Below are 6,903 nucleotides of genomic sequence, written 5' to 3' on the forward strand. Positions count from 1 at the left end.
GGATAGCTTATCGGTAGCTAACCGTCCCTCCATCCACATGACCAAGCGTTGCACTTATTATCTGAATTCGCGATTAAATGACTTAGATTTTCATACTGGAAAAAACCTGCCCTTTGTGCATACTAATTAAGCCCGAAGGGCAATAATCAAGCTGTTTACATTAGCTATTTACATCAAGGAGTTAACATGTCTGGTTGGTTCGAATTGAGTAAAAGCAGCGATAATCAGTTCAGATTTGTTCTTAAAGCCGGAAACGGAGAGATCATTCTCACCAGTGAGCTTTACACCACAAAAAGCTCTGCTGAAAATGGCATTGTCTCCGTGCAGACAAACAGCCCGCTGGATGACCGTTTTGAAAAGAAAATTGCCACTAATGGCAAGTTTTATTTCAATCTGAAAGCAGCTAACCACCAGGTTATAGGAACAAGCCAAATGTATACCACCGCACAGGGCCGTGATACAGGTATTGCGTCCGTGAAGACCAACGGTAGCACAACTACAATAAAAGATAACACTTAATATCTCTCTACCTCATGGGCAGATCGGTCAGAACAGGTCTGCCTTTATTTTCTATTGCTTCTGACAGTTTATCTTTTTTACATTGTTCGAGCGCTCTGGACAACTTTTCGTAAAACCGCTGATTTGAATATATCTGAGCAAGTTCTTTACCAGACAACGCCATTCTGTTTCCAATGTTTCTCCTGTAATTTTTAATAAAACTTTCAATATCAACTTTAAATTCATCATTGAAGATATTTTCAAATTCAGATGTGGCGATTTCCGGATAACAATTCGAGAGAATGGAGAACAGAAAAAAGGCCATATGGTCAGTTGCTGCCGCGATGACCTCATCATTGCTTTCTATATCGTCCATTGTCAGTTCATTCATTTTTGTTTTTCTTCCCTGTCAGTTTCTTTTCAAGCATTGCGGAAAAAGTGTTATTAAGCCGTATTGTTTTATCCTTTTCGGTATTTTTTATCATTGCATCAGGTTGAGTAACATTTTTCGACTCATTATGTACATCAGTATCATTTTTTTCACGAGCCGTTTTTTTGATGGGATTTTTATTTTTTTGCTCTTTTCTCAGATTTTCATTTTCTCTGGCTCTGGCCCCGTTACTTAACCAGGTTTTGCGTTGTACTTCTGTTGAACTGGCAAAAGTCAGAAGAAAACCAACTAACACATCATGATTAATATCCAGTCCCAGATACTTTGCGACCTCTCCACCTAATACAATTTTCTGGTGCGTTTTTTCTTTTCGTGTTAACGCTTTTTCTTTTGTCGTGAGTCTGTTCAGTTCCTGCTGTGCGGATGCAAGTAGCTGCTGTAAATTTTTTCTTTCCATTAAATTTCTCCTGTAATATTAAATCCGATCACCAGGCACCACAAAACTGTATTGAGACCCAGCAATATCATTGTGTTTTCATCCAACGTCCCCAAAACCATAAAGAGTTTGATCTTCATATCGCGTTCCTTATTCAGCAATCCATTTTTCAGTAAATAAAGGGATATATCTTTTTGTTTTTTATTATCGTTTCGTGGCAGCAACCAGAGCGTCGAGACGGCTTTTTATCGCTTCATATTGTTGCCCGGCATTAATCACACCATTAAAACAGTCGAACAGCATTGATTTCTCATGCTGTTGCATACTGAACCATCGGCTTTTCCTGTCTGCCTGCCTTCCCTCACTTGAAAACGAAGCTAAAATAACTTCGCGTTTCACCAAAAACCCAAAAAGAACATTAATTATTTCTTTTGAGGTGGCATATGTGCTGTCGATGCTGAAATAATGCATAAAAAGCCCTGCCACGATAACTACCAGTTCCTGCATGATGCTTCTTTTCAAGGAAGATACCGCGTTACCATACCGCCCTGACAGGGTTCTGAAACGGGTTTGCTCGCTGGCTTCCAGCAGTTGAGGTTCATATTCGCTGCGGATAGCAGTAAAAGCTTCGTTAACAGTGTTTTCTTTTAATCTGATGCGCATACTTTCGTTGTTGTCGCTGTAATCAATCAGAAACCATTTTGTTTCCAGATCGCTATCTCCATTTTTATTGTTAATAACATTTATTATTTTATTCATTTTTACCTCTATTATTGTTTTAACCTGAACAAAACAATTATCACATCTTTTTTATTTGGCAAATTTTACAAATATTAAATACCGAGTTATATTATTATATAAGCAAAAGAAAAAACATCCCAAGATCGAACTATATCCCTTTACCCCAAGCTTACGCGCCTCTTCATTCGGCGCTAAAATCCAGAGTAAACCTTTACCATTGTTTTATTTTGATTCGGCGCAAGCTGAATAAAAAATAAATACAATGCCCACTTATACATTGCTTCGCAACGTGTGGGCCTGGCAGGGGCCTTAAAGTCAAAACATAAGTTTTTCTTGCGAAAAACTAAAAGCAGAAAAGGTCAAAACCTTTAAAACAAATTAAAACCAACAGGAGTATTTATTGTAGTATGGCAATGTTTCATTTATCGTTTAATATGCTAAAAAGATCCGCAGGGAAATCGTCCTGTTATCTTGCCGCATATAACGCAAGAGAAAGAATAGAAGATGTTAGAACAGGAGACGTGTACGATTATTCATATCGTTCCGATCTGTTTCACCACTGCATTCTTGCGCCAGAACACACACCTTTTAATTTTATTAAAAACTCTGCTGTGTTGTGGAATGAAATTGAGAAAGTTGAAAAAAGGAAAGACGCCCAGCTCTCACGTTATTTTGATATCGCTATTCCTGTTGAACTGGATAACGATGCCAAAATCGCGTTAGTGAAAAACTACTGCAAGCGTAATTTTGTCAGCAAAGGCATGATTGCTGATATCTCTTTCCATGACCTTGACGGTCATAATCCTCATGCTCACGTTATGCTGACGCTACGCGAGATAACACCGCAAGGATTTGGCAACAAGAACAGAAGCTGGAACGAGCATGATTTAATGGAAGAATGGCGTGCTTCATGGTCCAGAATGTCTAACCGTGCTCTGGAACGTACCGGTTCTGCGAATCGCATGGATCACCGTTCCCTTTCAGCGCAGCGTGAAGAAGCCATTGCCCTTGCGAAGGCAGCACAAGAAACAGGAAGACAGGATATCGCTAATGAACAACTGGCAAAGGCTGTTGAACTTAACCGCCCTGCAATGACGCGAATCAACCGCCATTCATGGCATACTATGAGAGCCAAAGCTTTACGTGCGACTGAACAGGCGCAGGCAGCACAGACCAAACAAGCTGCTAACGATTTCAGGCAGTTGTTCAACAGTGATGTGAGCCATCTTATTACCGTCAACCTCAGTACTTTCCGTATTGAACGTCTGAAAGCAAAACCAGCACCACAACAGCCTGCACTGGTTGTTCCGGAAAGAAAACGCCGCTTTAAGTCTGCCGAGGTTAAGCCAAAGGATATGTCCCTTTACTATGGTGTTGCGTCAAAAACAGAAAAACCAGTTCTGTTAAGGCGTAAGCGCAAGATCAATTTTCACAAAATGTATGATTTTATTAAAATTTTTATGAGTGTATTGGTTAAACGTCCTGTTCAGAAAGCTGCACCAGAACCCACTACCACAGCCGCACCAAGCGTTGCCGATCCTCTGCAAGACGCAAAAATCCTAACGGATATTTCGCTGGATGAGATCATGATTGATCCTGTTACGAAATTGAAGATCACCCGCAGGCAGTGGGAGGCGATGGTGACTACCAGTAAATCAGCAGACGTTTCCGTACCTCCGGACGCTAACTACAACCACGAGCCTATGAAAAAACAAGAGCCAGACAAAACAAGCCAACAAGTTGCCTTTCCACCTTTATCAAAGGAAAAGAAAGTTGCTACAAAATCAAAAGCTTTCACTCTGCCTAAACTTCGCTTTGGTTCGAGCAAACGCAAAGATAAATGATTTTCAATCAAAACAATCAATTCTGAGTGATTAATAATCATTTGATAAGCTCGTAACAACAGGAACTTTAAGGCAAAATAGGTCAATCATCCGTATCTGGAAAATGACCGTAATGGCTAGAAAACCCCAGGAAATCAAAACCGAATCGTTAGAAGTCGTTTTATGGAAAGAGGCTGACAAGCTGCGTAAACACATCGACGCTGCCGAGAAGAAGCATGTTGTACATGGACTGATTTTCCTAAATTATGGGGATTTATAATGAAAAATAAATTTTTCTCTAACCCTAATGATGAGGGATTATCGATATGATGGTTATCAACTGCTCCGCAGCAGCGGCGACACACCTTTACGGTAAATACAAAAAGAATGTTGATGAAGGGTTCTTTGAGCCTGCTTCATCTGTACAGCAGACCATCATGGAACGTCAGTCTGACATAAAGAATAAGGAAATCATTCAGTGGGTGGTTCATGCGGTCAAGATAGGTCGTTCCACCTGTCTGATTGCGATGGAATATGAAAGCCGTTGGGTGCATGTTATTCATCAGGTTCGTAAAGGAGATGTTCAGGGGTTTGTAGAACGTCTTAATACCCGACTGGTCAACGGTATGGAATGGCTGGGCGCTGATTATTCACTGTTCACTACTGCTGCTATGGAAAAATCCATAGACAGGTATTTCAAACAACACAAAGAAATTCGTTTTTACCAACAAACGGATCGCAGCGTCATGGCACATATATCTCAGGTAAGTTATCAATTTCAGTATACATATGATCAAGTCGGTGCGTTTCCCGAAGATGAAGAAATGGCACTTCATTTCGATTTGAGACTCAATGATGAGTGGCGTTGCATTAAAGGCGAAAACGACATTCTTAAAGCGCAGGAAAAAATGTTGTTAATCTGGCTGGTTCATTATAATAAGCTGTCTTTTGTAAAAGCAATGAGACTCATCGAGCAGGTTATATCTGCGAACAGATTAGCTTTTGACTCCACTGATAATATTCCTGATACAGACATGAATATTTTGAATAATATTCTTAATAACAAATCAATACCGGATGATATTAATGTGGTAGACATTAATAAATTTAAAAACAAATCAAAAAAGTTACATTAAAAGTTACGTACCAATCTGACAATTCTGATTCTGGAATTGTCAGATAAGTTCAAAACTAAAAATAAATCACTTATAAATCAATAATCAGTTTACGATACCATCACGCAACTTTATCACCTTCTCTGCCATATTGCCGTTATTATGGGTGTTGAAAGTCCGATCTGCGATATCATAAACAACACCAGTAATATTCACTTTCTGTCCTTTCTTGAATTTCAGAATATCGTCATCCTGACCTGCATAGTAAGACAACAGTACAGCCCCACCGCAATATTTCGTATCAGCCGTCTGGAAGATAATAGCGTAAGTTTTATGGTCTCGTTGTGCACCAAGGTACTTCATGGTGTCGTAGGCTTCCTGCGTTTCTAACACAGTGGCATTGCTTATGCTGATTTTCTTGCCAATCCAGTTCTTTTTACCGGCCATAGCGTTTACTTCATAATCACGACAGATAGCACCCAGACCGTTGACGGTGTTCACAGGAAGATTATCTGCTGCTGTTGTTTTACCTTTACTACCGGAAGTGCTTAAAGCATTGCCCAGAGAGGATAAGGACGAGTTGATCGATTGCCCTACCTTTCCTGTTGCATCGTTTAACTGCTGGCAACCCGTTAACGCCAGAAGAGCGGGAACACATAATGCTCTGATTGTTCTTTTCATTGTTACTCGCCTGATTATTGTATATAAAAGCTCACCGCCCAACAGTTATGAGCCGTTTGAATGATGGTTTCCCTGCTGCTGGCTTACTTACCGAGCCGTCGGCCTGATCCAGCTAATCTTATTTCTGTTTTTTATTTTTAAAATCAGTATCGGGCCAAGCATCATCGCCAGAAGAACGATAACCATTAATGGTGTTGAATGCGTAGCGAAAGCAACAACGAAGCCAGTAGGAATACCAAGGATTGTTCCAACTACGGCTAAAAACTTCATCGTTTGCTGACTGACGTAGCCTTTCACTTCTTCCGCGCCACAACCACGACAAACAGAAGCACCCTGCTGGACTTCTGTTCTGCAAAACGGGCATTCAGACATGATGTTCACCTTAAAGATATGACGTAACCAATTGATATAATTGATCTACAACTGACATGGTGTCATATCGTTTGTAACGATCAAAAATGAACTTATGATAGCCCTAGACTATCATAAATCACATATCGATCGATTTATTCAATTAAAAACCGATCAATCTAGGCATATTTGATAGCCAATATCTATTGTTATCCGTGTATTGATCGATAGTACAGATCGTTTATCAAAATGATTTTCAACGGTTTGCAGGAACTAGCAGAGCGGAAATGTTGGTATTGTGTTTAAATATTATATGGATACAGTTGAAATGACATGATACGTGAACGTAATGGCCTGTTGTCGGCTTGACGTTGACCAGCAGGAAACAGCTTTTTGTCTGCAACACTCAGAATCGACTCTTCTGAGGTGTTCAGCGGAGTATGCAGCTCACCTCCTGTGCAGAATGTCCGAAATCTACTTTCTTAACCATTTCATTCGCCACTTCATTATTGTGATTCACATTAAATAGACTGTCGTAAACTTTAATATCCTATATCCCTCATTATTAATTCATTGCCATATCTTTTGATAGCAGTCTAACGCTCTACAAGCCATTTTAAGCCTTTTACTATTGCACAAAAGGGATAACATCAGGTTAAATGTTTCTCTCCTTGTATGGCGTGTTTTTACGTCTTTTTCACATTAGATTTCGATTCTGTCAGAATATAAGACTTAACAAAAGATAAACGATCACCGTTGAACATATAATCAGGATTAATGAAATATGAATTCCGCGAATTCAGATAATAAGTGCAACGCTCGGACATGATTGTGGAGAGTGTAGGAGGAAGGGTTAACTACCGATAA

9 protein-coding genes are annotated in these 6,903 nt (G+C 39.8%); 4 read left to right on the forward strand and 5 right to left on the reverse strand.

The genetic code is table 11. The features are described from left to right. Positions 1 to 186: 186 nt before the first annotated feature. Entirely contained in the window at positions 187 to 519 is a 333-nt protein-coding gene (locus tag ACSZO1_RS21190) for a YegP family protein (RefSeq protein WP_437616184.1), read from the forward strand. A 7-nt stretch (positions 520 to 526) separates the two neighbouring features. Here the strand turns inward: ACSZO1_RS21190 and ACSZO1_RS21195 are convergent, their stop codons facing one another. From ACSZO1_RS21195 to ACSZO1_RS21205, 3 genes are all read right to left on the reverse strand, one after another. Further along, positions 527 to 889, reverse strand: coding sequence for a hypothetical protein (locus tag ACSZO1_RS21195; RefSeq protein ID WP_437616186.1), 363 nt, complete (start codon positions 887 to 889; stop codon positions 527 to 529). Continuing rightward, complete coding sequence (locus tag ACSZO1_RS21200) at positions 882 to 1,346, reverse strand: conjugal transfer protein TraD (RefSeq protein WP_437616188.1); 465 nt, start codon at positions 1,344 to 1,346, stop codon at positions 882 to 884. Before ACSZO1_RS21200 ends, ACSZO1_RS21195 begins: the two co-directional genes overlap by 8 nt. 183 nt (positions 1,347 to 1,529) lie before the next feature. Next, positions 1,530 to 2,084, reverse strand: coding sequence for a hypothetical protein (locus ACSZO1_RS21205; RefSeq protein WP_437616189.1), 555 nt, complete (start codon positions 2,082 to 2,084; stop codon positions 1,530 to 1,532). 389 nt (positions 2,085 to 2,473) lie between these two features. On the opposite strand from ACSZO1_RS21205, the gene mobQ reads away from it, so the two are divergent. From mobQ to ACSZO1_RS21220, 3 genes are all read left to right on the forward strand, one after another. Next, positions 2,474 to 3,910 (forward strand): MobQ family relaxase, encoded by a 1,437-nt coding sequence (mobQ, locus tag ACSZO1_RS21210; protein ID WP_437616191.1) that lies wholly within the window; start codon positions 2,474 to 2,476, stop codon positions 3,908 to 3,910. 112 nt (positions 3,911 to 4,022) lie between these two features. After that, positions 4,023 to 4,169 (forward strand): hypothetical protein, encoded by a 147-nt coding sequence (locus tag ACSZO1_RS21215; RefSeq protein ID WP_437616193.1) that lies wholly within the window; start codon positions 4,023 to 4,025, stop codon positions 4,167 to 4,169. A 46-nt stretch (positions 4,170 to 4,215) separates the two neighbouring features. Then, positions 4,216 to 5,025: a DUF6933 domain-containing protein gene (locus ACSZO1_RS21220; RefSeq protein WP_437616194.1), complete on the forward strand. Its 810-nt coding sequence runs from the start codon at positions 4,216 to 4,218 to the stop codon at positions 5,023 to 5,025. An 84-nt stretch (positions 5,026 to 5,109) separates the two neighbouring features. On the opposite strand, the gene ACSZO1_RS21225 is transcribed toward ACSZO1_RS21220, so the two are convergent. Further along, complete coding sequence (locus tag ACSZO1_RS21225) at positions 5,110 to 5,685, reverse strand: hypothetical protein (RefSeq protein WP_437616196.1); 576 nt, start codon at positions 5,683 to 5,685, stop codon at positions 5,110 to 5,112. 87 nt (positions 5,686 to 5,772) lie between these two features. Continuing rightward, positions 5,773 to 6,057, reverse strand: coding sequence for a hypothetical protein (locus tag ACSZO1_RS21230; protein WP_437616198.1), 285 nt, complete (start codon positions 6,055 to 6,057; stop codon positions 5,773 to 5,775). Positions 6,058 to 6,903: the final 846 nt, after the last annotated feature.

This window comes from Erwinia sp. V71 (assembly GCF_965644245.1).
In the GTDB taxonomy this organism is placed as follows: domain Bacteria; phylum Pseudomonadota; class Gammaproteobacteria; order Enterobacterales; family Enterobacteriaceae; genus Erwinia.